Below are 19,139 nucleotides of genomic sequence, written 5' to 3'. Positions count from 1 at the left end.
CTACTCAAACGGAACAAAACCTGGGACACTTCACCAAGGGTAATTTTGAGCGCAATAACAGATGCACCCAACGTCCCCAACTTGCTTTGCTCCGATACCCTAAACCGTGCACACATTTCTAAACACCAGCTAGACGGGATTTCACTGCATGTTGTTGGATGTAGACCGCATTAAAGACAGAGCAGGAACCGCATTCTCTCAAATCCGAAACGGGAATTTTGACTATGTTTTCGCCAAATTTGTTAATGAAGTTGGCCGGCTCACTAATACTGCTTCGCACCGGAAGCACTCCTTGCTTCGGAGAGGCTCCTTAAACCGGCCCTCCGTGTCTCCACTTTCGCTAGAAACACCACACTTCCCAGAGACTACTGCTGCAGTTATCCTGGATGATTTTTCGTATCAATGTTGGCAGGGGGAGTTCAACACCGTAAAAGTAACACCGGGACGTTGGGCCGAACAGTTAGAAAATACATCTATTGATCTTCTGCTCGTGGAATCTGCACACGCTGGTAACGGCGGAACATGGGGCGGAAAAATCAAGACCAGCTCGTTGGATCCCGACCTTGCTCAACTCCTGGATTGGTGCAAGCAGCACCAGATCCCTACGGTGTTTTGGAACAAGGAAGATCCGCCTCACTTCGACGACTTCCTTGCAACAGCGACGGCCTTTGACATCATTTTCACCACTGATGAAAACATGGTCCCCCACTATCAGGAAGCAGCACCTGAAGCAGCTATCGACGTCCTCCCGTTTGCAGCACAGCCTCTCATTCACAACCCGGCTCGGAACTCACCTATCGGGCCGAAAGTTCAAGATAAGCGTTGGCAACAGGGAGATGTCGCGTTCGCAGGAACGTTTTTTAACCACAAATACTCTGCGCGAAAAAAGCACCTAGAGGATCAACTTTTCGCAGCGGCTGATATCGCTGAGAAATACCGATACCAATTCACCATCTATTCGCGGTTAGGAAATGTTGACAAACGTTATCGGTTCCCGAGGCGAGTACAGAAGTACATCGCGGGTAGCCTCTCTGCAGACCATATGCTTCAAGCTAATAGAGAACACAAGGTTTTTCTGAATGTAAATTCAGTAGATTCCAGTCCCACGATGTGTTCGCGTCGCGTATTTGAGCTGCCCGCATATGGTGCTGCGCTGCTTACATCTCCAAGTCCAGCGATTGAGAATTTCTTCTCCCCAGATCAAATTGCTATTGCTGAGGATCAGGATCAGGCGCGGGCGCATTTGTTGACTTTGCTCAAGTCACCAGAGGTCCGTGAACGCATGGTGCACCGCGCACAGCGCACCATCTGGAACAACCACTGCTACCACCACCGTGCGTCGAAACTCCTCGAAGCCGCTGGCGTAGAGCATGCTGCTACCGAGTCGGATCCTCTCATCTCCGTCATTGCGCCATCCAACAGGCCTGACAACATAGATCACTTGTTTAGCCAATACGGTCGGCAAATCAATGTTCGCAGAGAACTAATCCTTGTGTGCCATGGTTTTAAACTGCAGGACCATGCGGTTGGCGATTATTGCAGCCAGTACGGTATTCCCCACGATGAGGTGCAGGTCATCGCTGCATCGGAGGAGCAGTCCCTTGGCGAGTGTCTCAATGCGGCAGTCGAACGATCCTCCGGTGACTTCATCGCCAAATTCGATGATGACGACTTGTACCTCCCCCACTACCTGGAAGATATGCGCAACGCGGCGATGTACAGCGGTGCGGATCTCGTTGGCAAACAGGCTTGCTATGCGTACATCGAAAGCAAAAACGCCATCGTGTTACGGCATCCAGAGAGGGAGCATATTTGGACGAACTTTGTTGCCGGTCCAACCCTGTTCGGCCCCCGCGCAACTTTTGAGTCATTCCCTTTCGAGAATCGAACTAACGGCGAGGACACTGCGTTACTTCGTACATTGGAGCGCAAAGGGCGCTATATCTATTCCGCAGACCGCTTTAACTTTATTCAAGTCAGAGGCGGCGAGCACACGTGGCAGCTTGCTGATGCGGAGTTCATGGCACAAGGCGAGGTTAGAACTTTCGGCCTTAATGAAGCACACGTTGAAGCGTAGTTTTGCCGCTACGGTTGGTTAAAGGCGCTCGATGATCCAATCTGCGATTTGTTTGAGCGTAGAATCGACGCTGCGCTGAAGCGCCACTCGGTCTACCTCTTCGCTGCGCTCGGTACCGAGTGTTTTTCTGAGAACTTCCTCGAGATCATGCGGTGTAAGCGCTACCGGCCTTCCGGAATCATACGGCCAATCAGTGTAGAAGCCCCGCTCCCGTTCTTTGGATCTCTTCAAATCAGGCGCGTACACAATGGAAGGACGTCCGGTGAGCTTGTAGTCATAGAAGACCGACGAGTAGTCAGATATAAGAACGTCTGCGATAGCCATAAGGTCTTCAACTCGTGGGTACCCACTCACGTTGATCACATTCTTGCCTCGACCGGCGATCGCACGCATGTGGTGACCACGGATAAGGACCACAGCATCATTACGTCGAGCAATACGCGCTGCAGGGAATGCCAAATCGTCCTTGGAGTACCTCCAGGTTGGCGCCCACAGAATGACTTTCTTGCCTTTCGGGATCCCCAGAGATTCCTTAATTGCGTCAATGTTCCGCAATCCGCGCGTGAGGTAAATATTGCGTGGATACTCCCCGACAAGAATTTCTCCGCGGTAGTGAGCAGAATTTGCGATCAACTCTGCTGCTTCCGCACTCTGCGCCAACAGCAGATCCCAATCACCGGACTGCCGTTCCATCAGCCTGCGATATGTCAGACCGACAAAAAACGGGTGCGCGTCAAACAACAATCGTTTAATCGGCCAACCGTGCCAGGTTTGAAGCCAATATTGCCCAGGTTGTTTCCGCATCCAGAAGGGGAAATTATCATTTCCGACAATTACTTTTGCCCGTGTGAGCTTGTCGTACCAATCATCGCTGCCGGTGATCACGGGCACGGCGCCGGCGGGTACTTCGACATTTTCATCGCGAACGGACACCCAAACGGGAATATCGGGATGATGCTCAAGCAAGTACTCGCAAATTGCACCCGGGTTATCGGTGACGTTCTTTCCTGAGAACGCCTCAACAAACACTCCACGGATCAGCGGACCCCCCGCAAACGGAACGCCCCGATAGGTTTCCCACGAAGTTGCCTTGGAAACTTCACTCGGAGCCAGCACTCGCAGTGCGGTCGTCCCATTACTGCGTGGCTCGATCCGGACAGAACGAACAGTCCCTTCAAGGAAGGTATTAGCGTTCAGATCCCCTGGTTCTACTGCTGCCCTGCTCAAACGGTTCTGGGGTACGAGCGACCAGCGGAGGAAGTAGGACTTCCCACGTAAGACTGCCAGTTCAAACCTGGCCGTGAATTTACAACCATCCCAGATTGTTTCTGCCTTCACCGCCTGATTGGAGGAACTGAGCCAAATCGTCGGTTTTACAGCAGGTGCGCTGCATCGTCCTTCAAGGATGAGGGAGGACCCTTCATTTCTCGCAGCATCAACCTCAACCCGAATCGCTTTACGGTCAATAACCGCAGAACCATCGGCCGCGGTGCGTACGACAGTCCCCTGTCCAGTGCCGAATTGCTTCTCTAGAGGTTGTGCGCTGTGCACCCGACGTCCGCCAATTGCTATGACATCTTTTCTGGACCAACCGAGGAGAGCTCGATATCCCAAGGGACGAAATGGTTGACGGAACTGCGCTGTGCCGTCTTGTAGTGAATCCGTTCGGACTTCTCCAAACACACTGGTTTTTCGCGCTTGCCACGACGTGAGAAGAAAATCGTCTGACTTAATACTGCGCTTGGTCAAGCGCCAGTTCATGCCGCCGACTCCTCGTTGCGGCTGCATCAGCCATCGGTGATCGCTTCCCAGTGGGCTAGGCAATCCGGTTGCGATATCTCCTGCGAACTTCGCGAATCCAAATGATTTAAATTCGCCCCAGGCTGCACAGACACCGATACGCAGGTGCTCAAGTCCACGAAGATTCACTTCTACGAGGTACGAATCATTTGTATGGTCGTGCCAAGGGTCTTGAAACACCGCATTATTTGCGGAGTGTGAGTTGCGACGGGCATGCAGTAACGAGGTGGCCGTTAGGCGGTCGATTGAATCAGTCTCGGTGAGTGCGTCATCGTGGACACCATAGAATTGAAACTCCACATCTTGGGAATTCACGCCTCTCATGCTGGCTCGGATTTGAAGTTCAACGGTATCTTCATCAATCCATCGCACACTTTGAACTTCTGCGAGCACAGGCACATCCACTGCTCGGGCGCGAAGGAGATCTGTGGGAAAGCCAGCGATCTTAGGTACGCAATCAGCAGCAATCATCCCGCCCTCAAGGAACGCATATTGCTGGCGTAGGTCGAGTCTCAGCCCAATTTCCTCGTTAACATCCGTGTCAGTTCCATGTGCCAGGGCCCAGAAAAGTGAACGGCGATAAATTGGCACACGGTCGAGCGCATTCGGATACTTTTGCAGCCATTTGCTGATGTCCTGTGCAAATGACCGCATCAGCTTGCGATACGGATCATCGAAATGCTTGTGCGGAAGGTGCACGGCGAATAGGTACAGATCCATCGAGATAAATCGCTCGAGCATAAAGCTACGAAGCTCGTCGTGCGCGTTGTGCTCTACTGCCTCTGTCCACATCACCCGCGTTATAGCAACGCGGTCACGTAGATCGTCGATATCCGCCTTTGCATTGGAACGCGACGTTCCTTCGTCCGACATCCGCCACGAGTACACATCGCGTTTAAGCACATCGAACGACGATGCGGAGACGATCGCACGCAAGATCGGAGGCTGATCCTCATAGTTAAGGTGCTCAGGCATCGCCTTGACTGATGAGCGCCAAAACTTCATGCGGAAGATTTTGTTCCAGAGCACAGGCTCGTTGAACGCTTGCGGGAAATCCGCTGCGCTCGTTTTCAATACATCTCGCTGGTGCGTCGATTCCACGATTTGGGGGCGAGTAACCGAGCTTCCTTTATGCCGAACGTACCCACCGAAAACAAAGTCACTGCCCGTTTCCTCGAGTGTCTGCAGCATCGACTTGTACGCACCTGGCAGCACCAGATCATCAGCATCAGCAAACGCCAGAAACTCACCCTGCGCTTGTTCAATCGCCATATTGCGCGCAGCACCGGGACCTCTTCCCTCACCGTCGAGAATGCGGATTCGTCGATCAAGGAGCTGCAACGAATGCACAATGGATCGGGTGGCATCGGTAGATTTGTCATCCACCACAATGATTTCCATCGAGTCAACCCCTTGCGACTGGATGGAATGGATTAACGTTGCCACCCAGCGGGCGGCGTTATGGCACGGGACGATGACACTCAACTTCGGCTGTTCATCGATTCCTCCACGATGCACCCACTGCTTCGCGTTAGGAAGCTGCTTGAGCCATGCACGCACATCGTGTACGTAGCTCACAACGGGCCGAAACTTACCTAATCCCACGTGGAATCCTCCCGTGCTATTGCTCTCTCCCGTTATTTCTCATCAAACACGATGGTGGGCTTGATATAGGTCGAGGTAACTTCGTCGATGAGGTCTTCCGCCGCCTCAAACTTGTTCTCGCCCTTAAGTTTTACCCACTCACGGTAGCGATCAGCTACATCACCTACGTCACCGTCAGCGATGATTTCCCCCTCGTGGATCCACACCCCACGATCACACATTTCCTCGAGTTGCTTCGCCGAATGCGACACCAATAGCACTGTGCCGGCACCAGTCAACACAGATTCCATTCGTGCCTCTGCGCGTTTAGCAAACGCCGCGTCTCCGGTGGACAACGTCTCGTCGACAATAAGAATGTCCGGCTCTGTTGCAAGCCCGATAGAAAAGCCTAAACGCGCCCTCTGACCTGATGAATACGTTTCCATCGGACGATCAATAGCGTCACCAATATCTGCCAGCTCGACGATTCCGGGATAGGCACGATCAACTTCTTCCGGTGTCATACCCATTGCCAGACAACCAATCCGGACGTTCTTTGCGCCGGATAGTCTCGGCTGAAGTGCTGCCCTGACTCCCATCAGCGTGGGTTGAGATTTCACCAACACCTCTCCGCTTGATGGGCGCTCAGCGCCTGCGATTACTCGCATCGTTGTGGATTTACCCGACCCGTTGTGCCCGAAGAAGCCGATGGACTGCCCTTCGTATGCAACCAAACTGATGTCGTTGAGCGCGCGAACCTTGTCCCAGCCAAATCGCTTTTCCGTGGACTTCACTGGGTACTCCATCACAATGTTTCGGAGGACCACAGAAGGCGTAGTGGAGTGCATCTCATCATTTGACAGTGACATAGCGCTCCTCCGCTTGCCAGAAGAAAACAAACCCGACAGCAAACATGCCGAACGACCAAGCAAGAATCGGTCCCCAAAGCTCCATGGTGGGCAACTGGCCGTACATCACTGACTCACGTGCCGCCATGAGGAACTTATAACCGGGGTTAGCCAGCATGACTTCTCTGAGAATTGGCTGCTCAACAAAACGGTCTACAGAGAAGAACACTCCTGAGCTGTAAAACCAGAACCGCTGCCCCACCCGAAATAAGGTTTCCATATCCGGGTAAAACGTTGTAATACGCGCGACGATAAACATGATGCCCGTGCCGAAAATATGTGCCAGGAAAAACAGTGGCACGACGAAGATGATCGTCCAATGGATTGGCTCTTTCCACTGGGTAAGCAGAGTGAAGACAATGGCCACAAGAACCGGTACCGCTGTGGAGTAAAACAGGCGCAGAGACTGCGACAACACCAGAGCCGCTCTAGGAAACATGAATGACTTGACCAGGTTCTGCTGTTTTTTCACCAGGTCATTTCCATCCGCGATATATTTCTGGAAGATTTGAAAAAACGTCACACCAAGGACGACGTAGCCTGGGAAATTCTGGATGCCATTATTCGTACGGACGATGAGACCAAAGATCATCGCGTACATCACTGAATCAATCAGCGGCGAAACAATGAGCCAAACTTTGCCCATCCACAAGTCACGTGGGGTACGAAAAGCCTTCGCCGTCGCATCCGCTTGGAGGAAATACCTACGACGCCAGAGCTGGCGCACATACTCAGGCAGTGGCGGACGAGCAGATAGCTTCCGAAGCGACGACCGCTGTACAACGATGGTGTTTGTGGACTGTGATTCGTCCGCACCGAGGTTTGCAGACGTGTTGTCATGCTCCGACTCGAGCCCGTCCTCACTCATCACAGATCCTTCCTAGGCGCCCGGCCATAAAAGCGTTATCCGTTTCTTTTCCAGACACCGCCTGTCACTGCATAGTGAAACTACCATGCAGCACCTAAATATAGTTCTCTATACTTATTTGCCAAACGGCTCCACTGTCGAGTTTTCGCCCACTCAATCGAAGGCAAACCGTCGCGTCCCACTGCCCTCTTGATCCCCTGCGCTAACTGCTGAGCGTTCTCCGGCTGCACATATGTCTCGGCTTCACCGGTAACTTCCCGTAGTGCTGGCAAATCTGACGCGACTACAGGAATGCCCAGAGCCTGCGCATTGAGAGCCTTCAATGGTGTCACGTTGCGACACACCAGAGTGTCTTTCCTCGGCACTACAAAAACATCAAGACACTGATACCAACGGCCAATAGTCGAAGCGGGTTGCTTGCCCACAAAACTCACTCGATCCGCAACGCCCAAAGAGTCCGCGAGTACACGCAATTCTGCTAACGCCGCGCCATCGCCCACAACGACGCCAGCAAATTCCTCATCGAGATATTTAAACGCCTGTACAAAGTATTCGAGTCCCTCGTAATCAACAACTGAGGTGATCGCTCCGACAATGGTTTTATCGACTGGCAGATGAAACAGTTCCCGCAGCTGCGATTGAGAGCCACATTCCTCAAAGGCTCGATCATCGATCCCGTTGGGAACGACCACAATCTTGTTGGGGTCAACGCCCGAATCCTCAAGCTGTCGCTTGGTTACCTCACTGAGAACAACTACAGCAGCTGCTTGTTTACAAGCTTCCAGCTCTTGCTGTTGTGCGAGTCGGTAGTACTCCGATTGCGCAGCTTGTCGCTGTGCTGTTTCGGGGCGTTTGGACAACCACGTTTGTTCTGGAGCACCACGCATTTCGTACACCCACGGAATCCCTAGGGCCTTCGCTGCCCTACTTACGATCAAGGCATTTTCAAATCCCGTAGTGGTATGGAGCGCCTCCGCACCAAAGTCACCCGCATAGGAAACAAGCTCTTTAATCGCATCCTGCTGGAAGTGTTCTGAAGTAATGCGAGTCCATTTGGGAAGAATCCTGCGATATGTGATGTCGTCCACAGTTTCAGTGGCTCCTGCCGCAAATTTTCCAACCACATTGGGATAGCCCGCGCGAGTCACCCCCTCAACTTCAATCCCCTGCGCCGACATTCCTTGAAGCACCGCGTGACTGCGCAGTGAATAGCCAGCAACGGAATGCGGCAGAGAGTTCGTAAGATAGTGCATGATTCGTTCTGCGCGATGAAGTGGCACAGACGGTTCGATTACCTGACGTAATTTTTGAGTTTCAAACTCGTATGCCGAACGCCGATTTTTCAGCCATGGACGTCGCGGAAGTTCGCGCAATGCCTTTGTGAACTCTCCTTGTTCGAATAAGCGTGAAGCTTCCGCGTCTGCAACGTCTTTACTCCTACGACTGGCCACTGAAAGTAGCTGTCCAAGCTCTGGAATCGACGCGAACCGGCGGCCAAAGTCTTTAGCAAACTTTTCGGGATCGACCTGTATTTGGCGCAGTGAAAAGCTCGACATAAAACAGGCCTGTTTCACTTTGTCCACGGCAGACACTTTCCGGACCATCGCCTATTTACCAGATTCAGTTGCTTGTCGCGACAGGATCTGATCCAAAAAGTTGACGATGACTTCCGGGGCGTCCTGCAATCGTTGTTCCGTTACCCACTTCGCTGCTTCATCAGACACTTTAAGCAAATCCTTGTTCTGGGCCAGACGAACCCAAAGGTCTGCTAACTCCTGCGGGTTTTCCGGTGAGACTGTGTGCCCAGCTTTCAGATCAGATACGATCCGTGCAGTTTCCCCATCAACTGCTGCGCAAATGTGAATGCCTGCTTCCATTAACTCATAAGTCTTGGACGGCACCGCGCGTCTTAGTGGTTCCCAGTCCGCGAGATGAACCAACGCGGTATCTGCCCACTGATAGTGCTCGTCCAAAGCGTCGGCATCCGTGCGGGGCAAAATTTCCACGTCTATATCGAGAGCCGCCGCTTGCTCTTGCAATGCCGCCTTTGTTGCACCTGCACCAACAAGCTTCAAATGCACGTCTACGCCTGATTTCTTAGCAAGCGCTGCTGCTTCCAAAGCATTACCCAACTTTTGCGCGCGCCCCAGAGTGCCGGCATAAAGCACATTCAGATGATCTCGGTCAGTCCCTGTGGCATCAACAGATACAGATACTTTTTCGGCCTCGCTCTTGAGCGGAAAGACATTTCGGACCGTGCATACATTCGGCCGCTTGCCGCGTGCTCTCCTAGGAATCTCCCGCTGTAGTTGCTTGCCTAAATCTTCTGAGGTGACAATGATTCCAGCAGCTCCATCTAATGCTTTGTTGAGCGTATCTGACACTACTGAAAATCCAGCACGACGCAGCCCTTTGTTAAATAGGCGCTCGCGCCACGAAGCCTGCCCTGTGCCAGAATTCCAATCATCGGAATAGCTCAGCAGGTCTGGCCACGCATCACGCAGATCAATGACGTACGGAACACCGAGCATCTTCGCACCAATCCGTGCGACAACCGCAGTCGGCAATGCTGGCACGGTTCCAACGATGATGTCTGGCTTATTCGATTCCAGTGCTGCCTTTTGACGTCGGAGCGTACGCAACATCGAGAGCGAGACAAACCCCTGGTTCGCTGCTTTTGCGGTGAGGCCCGAATCACCTGTGAGATAGGTAGTGCGGTAAATACGCTCACCTGCTGGACCCCACTCCACCGGGTGCATCCGCCGAATCCGAAGTGCCAGCCGTTTGCCAATAGAGGCAAATCGCTTAGACAGCGTCACCTCACGGTTGTAATGCGGCGGAGGAGCAACCACACTCACCGAATGTCCGTTTTCATGAAGTACCTGTGTAAGCCATGTCCAACGACGTTGTGGAACGCCGTTTTCGGGTGCCCAGTAATGGGATAAGACCAAGATACGGGCCAAAATGCTCTCCTCCTCTCACGGCACTCCCACAGGCTCAAGACCAATATCGGTGCTGAGGCAGCGTTGCCGACAGTTTAGTTCAATTCCGAAAAATGGCACATTGAGTGTCCGGTCATTCACAGACCGGTGACAATCCCGTCCAGTATGTCTTTCTCACTGATGACAATTCGGCTCGCGTCGGCTTCGTGTTCGAAGAAGTCAATCAGTTTTTCAACAACGGCCGAGCCTGCTGCAATGACGTCGGCACGCCCTGGGTGTACGACCGGATTGGTCCGGCGTTTCTCTGCAGTTTTGTTACGAAGGTCTTCTGTGACCTCGCGGATACAGTCGAAGGAAATCTCCGACATGTGGATCCGTTTCGGATCATAGGAATCGAGATTCTGAGCCAGTGCAGAAAGCGTCGTGAACGTACCGGCACATCCGACGAAGGTACGCGCCTGTGCGAACGGCACCACCTTCGCCGCTTCGGCAATTCGTTTAGCGATGTACTCGCGGGCATCAGCGGTTTCTTCTGCGGTGGGTGGATCCGACCTCATAAACCGCTCGGTGATGCGCACGCAACCCATCTGGGTGGACACAGCGTGAAGTTGGTCTGCGGTCTGCATGACAAATTCGGTCGATCCGCCGCCGAGGTCAATGACGCAGAACGGCCCGCGTTCCGGGTCAAGGTCTGCCGTGGCGCCAGCAAACGACAGCGCTGCTTCCTCCTGACCAGAGATCACTTCGGCTTCTGCGCCAGGCTGGATCTTGCCGAGGAGTTCTCGGGTCATGGCGAAGAAATCCTCGCGGTTGCTCGCGTCGCGCGTGGCAGAGGTGGCCACCATGCGCACGCGGGTGACGTTCTCGCGCTGCATCTCCTCGACATAGTCCGCGAGTGCTACGCGGGTGCGTTCGATGGCTTCTGGCGCGAACTTGCCGGTCTCGTCGACACCTTGGCCGAGGCGCACGATGGTGTTGCGGCGGCATACTTCGCCGGTTTCGGTGTCGTGGATAAGCAAGCGGATGGAGTTTGTGCCGCAGTCCACGGCGGCGACGCGGGTCACTCCAGATCCTCCCCTGCTTCAGCGAGAGTGATGCCGAGATCCTCAAGCGTCGGCCATTCCTCCGGGATCGCGGTGCCACGCAGATTGCCGTGATCTGCGGCGAGGGCGACAGCCTCGGTACCGAAGCGGACACGCTCGGGTCCTTCTGCGAGCGCGTAAGCGATGAGCACGTGGAGGCATTTCACTCGCTCCGGCATACCACCACCGGAAAAATCCGTGCCCAGATCTTCGATAGCGTTGCGCTCTGCGAGGAAGTGCTCGTGGGCGGCAAGGTAGTCGCGTCGCAAAGCATCGCCCTCAGCGGTATCAGCGTTGAGGCGGGCTTCCATCCACTTCATCACCTGCGCCACCTCGAGGCGTGACGCTTCGGCGGTGAGGCGTGGATCGGTGAGGTAGTAGAGGGTGGGGAACGGGGTGCCGTCGTCAAGTTTTGGCGCCGTTTTCACCACAGCCGGCTGATTGTCCGGAGTGGTGTAGGCAATCGCGAGGACACCGCGTGGGGTGCGGCCGAGTTGCTCGGCAACGATAGACAACTGTGCATCGGTTGGAGTCATGCCGCTATTGTTCCACGACCGCCGAACAAATTTTCCGTGCGATAGGGGTTCAGTGCGCTACAGTTGCGTTTAACGTGGCTAGCAGCCGCGAGGGAGTGCCTTCAATCGAGTCGTATCGCACTCCCAAACGGTTCCACACCAACCGTCGCTGCTAGCCACGTCTTACTGTTCAGCGGGCGCCTCGACGGCTGGTTGTTCTGCGTCTGCTGGGGCGTCGGGTTGTGGCGCTTCTTGCTCGGGCGACTCAACCTCTGGAGCCTCAGGGGCTTCGGACACCTCGGCTGCGGGCGCCTCTACTTCGGGGATGTCGCGGAGCGAATCCCACAGCACCTCGGACCACTCGCGGTCGTCCGGGATCTTGTCGGCAGCAGTGGTGATGTTGCCGGGAGCCGACATGCGCGGGTCGAGGATGCGCCAGACGGTCTCTCCTTCTTCCACCACACCGAGGCGCCGACGAGCCTCTTGGCGCATGAAGGCATCGTCTTCATACATGGCGATGTCGCTTTCAAGCGCCTGCTTGCGTGCCTCCAAGCGTTCGATGGACTCCTGGGCCCGCGCAATCTCGGCGCGGCCCTCGTAGTAGTTCCGTAGCGGCGCGGCAATGGCCAGCAGTACCAGCAGCACAACGCCGATGAGGATGGCCACGCTCGCCATATCCTGCTTCGGAAACACGCGCGCCCGCCTCGTGCGGGAGCGTTGTTTGCGCTCGCGGGCGCGCTCGGCACGCTCCGCGTCGCGGCTGGCGACGGGCACCGTGTGCGACTTGCGGGGACGTGGCGGGCGCTTCTTCATAGGTAATCAGTCTAGATGCGCTTGAGGATTTCGCGGACTGCGGCGCGGCCAGCGGAGCGGTCACGCGGTCGTCGATATGCTTGCTGCAGCGCTCGGGACGCGGCCTCGACGGTGAGGCTGGGGAGCATGATGAACTTCGCGCATCGGGATCCCACCGGGCTGCGGAGAGTTCTCCAGCAAGCGCTGGGTTGAGCACTTCCGATGCAAACGCAGTCGTCTGAGCGAAATCGTGGTACTTCACGGGTAGACCGTCTCGCTTTTACTTGTCGCCATTGCCCACCTGCCTTGCGATCTCTTGCATTTGCTTGCGAAGCGGCTCCATTTGTTCCTCGATTCGCGCGTTGATGGTCGCCAAGCTCTCCTCAAGACCCTTAAATACGCTCGGGTCAATTGATGCGCGTTCAACGGCGTGTCCAATGAGCGCGAGCCGATTGCGCCACTCCGCGCTGTCTTCCTTAGAGGACGCTTCAGCGCTTAGCTCGGCGACCAATTGTTTGCCGGACTTCGCCTCGTAGTAGCGGGCTGAAGGAGCGAGCTTGCTCGCGAGGTCGTCGATACGCACGCCCTCCTTCCGGAGAGTATCCGCGACAAGGTCTGCTAGGTACCCACGCTCAATCTTAGCCTCGGCCAAATCACCAACGGTGCGCGCGACACTGGTCACCGGCAACCCGTCTACTGACACGATGTCATCCTCAGGAAGATCACGACGAGTGCGGATGCGGACTCCTTGCTGCCGTGTTTGCTTCGTACCCTCCGTGGAGAAGGTCAGCTTCGGTGGGACGAGGCGGCCGATCCCGTGGATGAGAGCAGCCGACTCGTGCGAGACCACCACGGGCTGCTCGTCCTCCCAGCGCTCATCGATGAACTTCTTTGGCTCGAGAGATAACCACGCCGCACGAATCTCATCGTGGGGGCCACCCTGATGGGACGGCAGCAGGTAGACGCCATGCCGCGCTCGGTCAAGATCACCGCGCTCCACGAGGCGGGACAGCTGCAGGCGTTCAATCCCTTCCCGTCCCGCCTGGCCGGTGGTGACGATGCCCCACTGGTCCGAGGCGACCATCTCTAAGGTCGCTAACACGTCTGCACGCTTCACCGTCCCCTCCTTTTGCGTTTGTATCAGTGATTGCGGACGATTGTATCAACTAGAACGATACAATCGTCAGCCGATTGTGATATAAACGTAGATTCTGAAGATAAAGAAGTGGCCTCGCACCGAAGACGGGCGGGGCCGAAGCGATATCTGGCTCAAACACCACGCTCCTGCGGGATCCACTCATGGTTTTGAACAATTTGGTGCACAACTTCGGACCACGTTTGCCTGTTCTTCTCAGGAGCTTTTGGCCTCACCTCTGCGTGAGCTCTACGCAAATCCTCATCTTTCTCTTGATTCTCGTCAGCCTCGATAAAAATTACACCAACTCCAACTCCTGGAGTTGACCTAACCACGCCTACCGTAAAAGCGATAGCAGAATAAACATTTCGATCATAAAGCGTGGTTTCATTCCGGCCGATGTCATCGAGAATTGATTTCGCGTGTGTGGACAGTCCTTCATAAGCTTGTCGACGCAGCGCTCCGGGAGTTGGCACCCAACTTTCGCGTACAGGATCCCAAGTACACATCTCCTTGATTGGTTTTATCTTTCTGTATAACGTCTCCTCATTTGGAATGGCAACATCATTCCAGCACCACGACCCCACGGCTACCTCACCGGATAAACAGCCCGCCAGTTCGGGTTTACCTCGTTTACAAGAGCTGCCATCTCGAGGTTGATCCGTTTCGCATAGGTAATAATTTTCTGGCGTTCAGACTCGGCGGAAACTCGACTACCTGACTTTGTGACACCCCAGACATATTCGGGGCCGTTTTCCCCCACTTCAACCTCAAGCGTTTGCTTGCCAGCAGACCAGTGCAATAGTGCCAACTTCCCCTCTTCCGTAGCCATGATTGATGGAACAGGAGAATCTGGGGTAGAGACCATTTTCATAAACTTCATGACTTCCTGGAAGGTGAGGGCTGAGAGCCCACGCTCCGCACCAACTTTTCTAATCTCGCGGGTCGCGAATGTTTCCGAGCGCTCATCCTCCCTCCCCCAAAGGCGCTTTTCCCGATTCCCGCTTGATGTATTTATCACCAAAAAGATCTTTCCCCTGGGGGCTCTCCGATGTACAGAGCCTTTTTCAACGTCCCACAGAAAATCGCTTTTAAGGGGCAACTCAGGCAACGTGTTCATCGATCCCAATCCTCTCTCCAAGTGGGGTCAGTGTATCGATCGAAAAGAGACAATACTTTCGTATGAGCTTCATCGAACGAGTTCTCAACTGTTTCTTCACGCACCGCCCGCGACACTTCAAACCCCAAGCGAGGCTTCTGACCCGGCTCCGCGTCAACCATTACGGTGGATGTCATTGGAACGCTCTCGGAGGCAGACTGATGGATCCTTACCCCGAGGTAGTCATCAACGTGTTCCTTTCCGTCAACATACCCTCCCCATTGGGCCAATACGCCCGTAGATAAACGAACCGGGGATTCTTCGATACTGTTTAAATAAATGCAGTGAACTGCCTTCGGGAAGATGTCGCCACCCGAGTCGACCACGGATCTATTTAGAGTTTCAAATATTTCAAGAATCTGCGACCTCAACGAGTCAAAACCAGGATACGGGGCACCATCCCCCGTTTCCCGATTATGGAAATTCCAGCCTAGACAAATCTGGTTTGCCTGCACTTCAAGTACTGTCTGCGAGTCCGAGAGGATGGTACGTGGTATCGGCCAATCAGCACCCCCAGCTTCGTAGAAGACCTGATCCGCCCCGCTCGGCTCGGCAGAAACTTTCATGGGCTCGACGGGATAAGGCGCAACCTCTCTCCGGTCAGTAAATTCGGAGCTAATTTTGGTGAAGAACTGCTCTAGCTGCCACCCTTGGATTGGTAACAATGATTCGAAGTCGATCCCTAATCGCACCCAAACAACCGGCGGATTTTTGAATCGTAGACTGTGGCTTTGTGGCTCCATACCCATAGATCATAGTTGAACTAGCTTCGTTACTCCCCACAGATCTAGATATGGATAGCGAAACAGCCCTAAAAAATTGGGTCAGAGTATGCAGGACGGCTGTTCGATGTGCCCCTTCAAAGGAGGGGCCAAACATATCGCTCTGAGAGAAGCCCCGCACCGAAGACGGAGCGGGGCCGGCCGTAGCGGTGAGCTACTGCCTACTTCTTAAAGCGCGGGAAGGCGTCGCGGCCGGCGTACACGGCGGCGTCGCCAAGCACCTGCTCAATGCGCAGCAGCTGGTTGTACTTCGCCACACGCTCGGAACGAGCCGGGGCACCAGTCTTGATCTGGCCGCAGGACAGGGCGACGGCCAGGTCGGCGATGGTGGTGTCCTCGGTCTCGCCGGAACGGTGCGACATCATGGTGCGGAAACCGTTGCGGTGCGCCAGCTCGACAGCGTCGAAGGTCTCGGTGAGGGTACCGATCTGGTTCACCTTCACCAGCAGGGCGTTCGCGGCACCCTTCTCAATGCCCTCGGCGAGGCGCTTCGGGTTGGTGACAAAGAGGTCGTCGCCGACGATCTGGACCTTGTCGCCAAGCTTCTCGGTCAGGGCGACGTAGCCGTCCCAGTCATTCTCATCCAGCGGGTCCTCGATAGAGACGATCGGGTACTGCTCCACCAGATCCGCGTAGACCTGGATCATCTCCTCGGCGGAGTGCTGGCCGCCCTCGAAGTTGTAGGTGCCGTTTTCAAAGAATTCGGAGGAGGCGACATCGAGTGCGAGCGCGATGTCGCTACCAAGCTTGTAGCCCGCCTTCTCAATGGCCTCCACGATCAGGTCGAGGGCGGCCTTGGTGGATTCGACGGACGGGGCGAACCCGCCCTCGTCGCCAAGACCCGTGGACAGGCCCTTGGACTTAATCACGGACTTCAGCGCGTGGTAGACCTCAGTGCCCATACGCAGCGCCTCGGCGAAGGTCTCCGCGCCGATCGGGGCGATCATGAACTCCTGGACGTCCACGCCAGAGTCGGCGTGTGCGCCACCATTGAGGATGTTCATCATCGGCACCGGAAGGGTGTGCGCGTTCGGGCCGCCGATGTAGCGGAACAGCGGCAACTCGGCAGCCTCAGCGGCGGCCTTCGCCACAGCCATGGACACACCCAGCATAGCGTTCGCGCCCAAGTTCTTCTTGTTGTCGGTGCCGTCGAGCTCGATCATCGTGTTGTCGATCAGGCGCTGATCGTCCGCCTCAAACGCGATCAGGGCATCCGCGATGGTCTCATTGACGTTCTCAACAGCCTTGAGAACACCCTTGCCGTCGTAGCGGTCGTCGCCATCGCGAAGCTCGTGAGCCTCATGCTCACCCGTCGACGCACCCGACGGCACCGCAGCCTGGCCATGCGAGCCATCAGACAGCAGCGCTTCCACCTCCACGGTCGGGTTACCGCGCGAATCCAGAATCTCGCGAGCAAAGATGTGCATGATGTCAGCCATGAGTTCTCCTTAACGTGGATAGTGGCGTGGAAAATGACTTGGCGAAAAATTCCGTCCACAAGTCTAGCCGTTGCCCTACCGGTGGGCAGGCTGGTTCATGGCATAGTTGGCCGCCGCGTCGCGTACACGGGCGAAATAGTCGCTGGACTGGTTATACGCGTAGATAGCCTGGGTCCACCCCTCCTCGGTAGACAGGTCGCGGGGTGTGCCGCCGGAATTGCACAGGAGGTTCGCAGCACCTAAGGCGGCGTCGTCGATCTGCTGAGGGTTCGGAGTGCCGTCGCCGTTGGCGTCGCGACCAAAGCGCGCCCATGACTCCGGAATGAACTGCATCGGCCCGACTGCGCGGTCGAACTCCGTGTCGCCGTCCAGCTGACCGTGGTCGGTGTCCGGAACCTTGGCAAAGCCGTCCCCGTTGAGCTGCGGGCCGATGATGGGCGGTTGCGGGTAGCCGTTCTCGTCCAGTTTGGAGTAATCGAAGCGGCCGCCGTAGGTGCCGTGGCGGGTCTCCACCCAGCCGATGCCGGCGAGCGTGTTCCAGGTCAGGTTGCAGTGAGGCCAGGCTTCCTCGGCGATCAGCGCGGCGTTGGCGTAGGCTCGCACGGCCTGGCCGGACATGTTGGTGGCCTCGCCGATGCTTTGCGACCAGTCAAAGAGTTGGTCGGAGGTTCTGCCCGGCGCGTGGACGTTAATACGCGGGGGCGCCTCCGCGGCCGCAGGTGGGACCGTAAGCGGGGCTTTTTGCATGGGTTCGCGGGTGTCGAAGTTGAAGGCAGACAGCAGCCACGCGATAAGCGCGACGACAAGAATAACGGCCATGGCCGCGCCAAGAATGCCCACGCAGCCACAGCCGCGAGCAATGCGTCGCGGTGTGATCATGGGCGCAAAGTGTACCGGGCGCGGTTACCGCGCCGTGCGGGGGTTGGGCGATGCCGGAAGTAACAATTTTCCCACAAATCACAATAATCACAGCTGTAACAGTTATGATGCTTGACGACCTATCAAACTTCCCCGAAAGGACACCCCATGCGCCGCATCACCGCAGCACTCGCAGCAGGCCTCATCGCCGTCACCGGCTTCGCAGGCACCGCAACCCCCGCCGAGGCACAAACCCTCGAACTCGTCCGCCTGCTCAACGGCAACATCGCCAACACCAACTGCGACAGCCTCCGCACCGGCCTGACCGCCACCCGCATGGTGAACAAAGACACCACCCGCAGCCAGCTCGTCATCAACCTCAACACCGTCGTTGGCAACGACGCAGCCCTGCGCCTCGTCTCCGCAAGCACCGTCGGTGCGGTGGCGGACCGTGCGCTTGAGTGCGGCATCGTCAAGCCTGACCCGGTCACCCCACTCGACCAACTCTTCGCCGGCTCCTCCCAGATGTCCTCCAAGGCAGGCCTGCCGGACATCCGCACCCTCATCCCGGCACTGCCGGCTATTCGCTAGCCTTCCCCTCAACCCACAGACGGTCCTGCGTCACCTTATCCACAGGCCCGTCTGACCCGTCGAACAAATACGGCGCACGGCGGCGCATCTTATCGACGAACGCCCCCGCCACATCCCCAAACCCAAAGGCACCCCGCTCATCGGCAATCTCCGCATGGAACAACACCTGCAGGAGCACATCCGACAACTCGTTCTTGAGTTCCGCGTCGGGCGCCTTTGCGCGAATCGCATCCGCGACCTCACCAGCCTCCTCCGCCAAAAACGGCAGGAGGCTTTCGTGCGTCATCTCCTGCTCCCACTCACCCCGGCGACGCGCCTCACGCATCGTCTCCACAGCCTGCAACACAGGATCCTCGAGGGAAGGGACTTTGATCAGGGCGGTGGCGTCGTCGTCAAGCAAACGCTCCGCGAACCTGGGATCCGTAGTCACAATCCAACGCCCGTCGCCGTCTACGACATCCAACGCCCACCGCACTGACACCGGCACCTCCGGCGAAAACTCCACACGACCACGAATCTGGCCAGCGAGGTTGAGCGGGATCATGTCGGGCCAACGGGCATCCAGAAGCAACACGGTCGCAGTCATGAAGGGAAGTCTAAGGCCTCT

At 55.9% G+C, this 19,139-nt stretch carries 16 protein-coding genes; 2 read left to right on the top strand and 14 right to left on the bottom strand.

The window, feature by feature from the left end; genetic code table 11:
* The first annotated feature begins 325 nt into the window (after nt 1-325).
* Nucleotides 326-2,077, top strand: a complete 1,752-nt coding sequence (locus HMPREF2736_RS09200) for a glycosyltransferase family protein (RefSeq protein ID WP_168167633.1) — start codon at nt 326-328, stop codon at nt 2,075-2,077.
* 18 nt (nt 2,078-2,095) lie between these two features.
* Here the strand turns inward: HMPREF2736_RS09200 and HMPREF2736_RS09195 are convergent, their stop codons facing one another.
* From HMPREF2736_RS09195 to HMPREF2736_RS09135, 13 genes are all read right to left on the bottom strand, one after another.
* Nucleotides 2,096-5,395: a bifunctional glycosyltransferase/CDP-glycerol:glycerophosphate glycerophosphotransferase gene (locus HMPREF2736_RS09195; RefSeq protein ID WP_256381022.1), complete on the bottom strand. Its 3,300-nt coding sequence runs from the start codon at nt 5,393-5,395 to the stop codon at nt 2,096-2,098.
* A gap of 119 nt (nt 5,396-5,514) precedes the next feature.
* Complete coding sequence (locus HMPREF2736_RS09190) at nt 5,515-6,255, bottom strand: ABC transporter ATP-binding protein (RefSeq protein ID WP_167615617.1); 741 nt, start codon at nt 6,253-6,255, stop codon at nt 5,515-5,517.
* 58 nt (nt 6,256-6,313) lie between these two features.
* Complete coding sequence (locus HMPREF2736_RS09185; protein WP_083323048.1) at nt 6,314-7,237, bottom strand: ABC transporter permease; 924 nt, start codon at nt 7,235-7,237, stop codon at nt 6,314-6,316.
* Between the two features lie 80 nt (nt 7,238-7,317).
* Nucleotides 7,318-8,820: a glycosyltransferase family 4 protein gene (locus HMPREF2736_RS09180; RefSeq protein ID WP_168167631.1), complete on the bottom strand. Its 1,503-nt coding sequence runs from the start codon at nt 8,818-8,820 to the stop codon at nt 7,318-7,320.
* A 24-nt stretch (nt 8,821-8,844) separates the two neighbouring features.
* A complete protein-coding gene (locus HMPREF2736_RS09175; protein ID WP_070829452.1) occupies nt 8,845-10,200 on the bottom strand; it encodes a glycosyltransferase family 4 protein in 1,356 nt (451 codons plus the stop codon).
* 116 nt (nt 10,201-10,316) lie between these two features.
* Complete coding sequence (locus HMPREF2736_RS09170) at nt 10,317-11,243, bottom strand: Ppx/GppA phosphatase family protein (RefSeq protein ID WP_070829451.1); 927 nt, start codon at nt 11,241-11,243, stop codon at nt 10,317-10,319.
* Entirely contained in the window at nt 11,240-11,797 is a 558-nt protein-coding gene (locus HMPREF2736_RS09165) for a DUF501 domain-containing protein (protein WP_070829450.1), read from the bottom strand. The genes HMPREF2736_RS09170 and HMPREF2736_RS09165 overlap by 4 nt, the downstream gene beginning before the upstream one ends.
* Before the next feature lie 162 nt (nt 11,798-11,959).
* Entirely contained in the window at nt 11,960-12,589 is a 630-nt protein-coding gene (locus HMPREF2736_RS09160) for a septum formation initiator family protein (RefSeq protein ID WP_070829449.1), read from the bottom strand.
* Nucleotides 12,590-12,848: 259 nt separating this feature from the next.
* Complete coding sequence (locus HMPREF2736_RS09155) at nt 12,849-13,685, bottom strand: type IV toxin-antitoxin system AbiEi family antitoxin domain-containing protein (protein WP_070829448.1); 837 nt, start codon at nt 13,683-13,685, stop codon at nt 12,849-12,851.
* 607 nt (nt 13,686-14,292) lie between these two features.
* The gene (locus HMPREF2736_RS09150; protein ID WP_070829447.1) at nt 14,293-14,823 is read right to left on the bottom strand and encodes a hypothetical protein; all 531 of its coding nucleotides are present in this window, start codon (nt 14,821-14,823) and stop codon (nt 14,293-14,295) included.
* Complete coding sequence (locus HMPREF2736_RS09145; protein WP_141761626.1) at nt 14,820-15,605, bottom strand: hypothetical protein; 786 nt, start codon at nt 15,603-15,605, stop codon at nt 14,820-14,822. The genes HMPREF2736_RS09150 and HMPREF2736_RS09145 overlap by 4 nt, the downstream gene beginning before the upstream one ends.
* A gap of 200 nt (nt 15,606-15,805) precedes the next feature.
* Nucleotides 15,806-17,083 carry a phosphopyruvate hydratase gene (eno, locus tag HMPREF2736_RS09140; RefSeq protein ID WP_070829445.1) on the bottom strand — a complete coding sequence of 426 codons (1,278 nt, stop codon included), beginning with the start codon at nt 17,081-17,083 and terminating at the stop codon, nt 15,806-15,808.
* A 75-nt stretch (nt 17,084-17,158) separates the two neighbouring features.
* Nucleotides 17,159-17,962 carry a lytic transglycosylase domain-containing protein gene (locus HMPREF2736_RS09135; protein WP_070829444.1) on the bottom strand — a complete coding sequence of 268 codons (804 nt, stop codon included), beginning with the start codon at nt 17,960-17,962 and terminating at the stop codon, nt 17,159-17,161.
* Between the two features lie 147 nt (nt 17,963-18,109).
* On the opposite strand from HMPREF2736_RS09135, the gene HMPREF2736_RS09130 reads away from it, so the two are divergent.
* Complete coding sequence (locus tag HMPREF2736_RS09130) at nt 18,110-18,532, top strand: hypothetical protein (RefSeq protein WP_070829443.1); 423 nt, start codon at nt 18,110-18,112, stop codon at nt 18,530-18,532.
* On the opposite strand, the gene HMPREF2736_RS09125 is transcribed toward HMPREF2736_RS09130, so the two are convergent.
* Entirely contained in the window at nt 18,522-19,118 is a 597-nt protein-coding gene (locus HMPREF2736_RS09125) for a MazG nucleotide pyrophosphohydrolase domain-containing protein (RefSeq protein WP_070829442.1), read from the bottom strand. The genes HMPREF2736_RS09130 and HMPREF2736_RS09125 overlap by 11 nt on opposite strands.
* Between the last annotated feature and the right edge of the window lie 21 nt (nt 19,119-19,139).

The organism is Corynebacterium sp. HMSC036E10 (genome assembly GCF_001836265.1).
GTDB lineage: Bacteria > Actinomycetota > Actinomycetes > Mycobacteriales > Mycobacteriaceae > Corynebacterium > Corynebacterium coyleae.
This window is presented reverse-complemented; position numbering and strand designations above follow the sequence as displayed.

Coding starts and splice junctions, on each gene's coding strand:
- HMPREF2736_RS09185 (WP_083323048.1), bottom strand. CDS start 7,237: ATGAGTGAGGACGGGCTCGAGTCGGAGCATGACAACACGTCTGCAAAC.
- HMPREF2736_RS09145 (WP_141761626.1), bottom strand. CDS start 15,605: ATGGAGCCACAAAGCCACAGTCTACGATTCAAAAATCCGCCGGTTGTT.
- HMPREF2736_RS09125 (WP_070829442.1), bottom strand. CDS start 19,118: ATGACTGCGACCGTGTTGCTTCTGGATGCCCGTTGGCCCGACATGATC.
- HMPREF2736_RS09160 (WP_070829449.1), bottom strand. CDS start 12,589: ATGAAGAAGCGCCCGCCACGTCCCCGCAAGTCGCACACGGTGCCCGTC.
- HMPREF2736_RS09165 (WP_070829450.1), bottom strand. CDS start 11,797: ATGACTCCAACCGATGCACAGTTGTCTATCGTTGCCGAGCAACTCGGC.
- HMPREF2736_RS09135 (WP_070829444.1), bottom strand. CDS start 17,962: ATGATCACACCGCGACGCATTGCTCGCGGCTGTGGCTGCGTGGGCATT.
- eno (WP_070829445.1), bottom strand. CDS start 17,083: ATGGCTGACATCATGCACATCTTTGCTCGCGAGATTCTGGATTCGCGC.
- HMPREF2736_RS09130 (WP_070829443.1), top strand. CDS start 18,110: ATGCGCCGCATCACCGCAGCACTCGCAGCAGGCCTCATCGCCGTCACC.
- HMPREF2736_RS09150 (WP_070829447.1), bottom strand. CDS start 14,823: ATGAACACGTTGCCTGAGTTGCCCCTTAAAAGCGATTTTCTGTGGGAC.